This window comes from Lactobacillus sp. C449L, assembly GCF_059900815.1.
On sequence record NZ_JBWXGA010000125.1, the window covers coordinates 1 to 482 of the forward strand.

At 44.4% G+C, this 482-nt stretch carries 1 protein-coding gene; it reads right to left on the reverse strand.

Going from position 1 to position 482, the window contains the following annotated elements:
- Positions 1–49: 49 nt before the first annotated feature.
- Positions 50–482 (reverse strand): ACT domain-containing protein (locus AC2JF9_RS08630; protein WP_500726945.1); only part of this gene is annotated, 433 nt, incomplete at its 5' end.

The following is a 482-nucleotide window of genomic DNA, read 5'->3' on the forward strand; positions in this document are numbered from 1 at the left end:
ATATAAGGGCTTTTTGACTAAATTTTATTGGCCGCATGGGAAAAATACTCTAAGCGTTTACTGCCACAGCCGCAAAAAACTCCTCATATAGAGCCTTCACAGCGCGCTTTTCATCTTCCTCCTTCACTCCGAACATCATGCTCACCTCGGACGAACCCTGGTTGATCATTTCAATGTTCACTTCCGCGGCTGCCAGTGCTTTAGATGCTCTTGCCATTGTTCCGACGTTTTGGCGCATGCCTTCGCCAACCATCATGATCAAGGCGAGATTCCGCTCAATTTTCACCTCGTCGGCTTGAAGCTCTGAATAAATCCGGTTCTTAATTTCTCCTTCTGTACTTTGATCCAGTTGGCTTTTCCTTAAAATGATCGAAATATCATCAATCCCGGAAGGAATATGTTCGTAGGATAAACCGAATTCTTCTAACATTTGCAGGAGTTTCCGGCCAAATCCGATTTCCCGGTTCATTAAGTATTTGCTG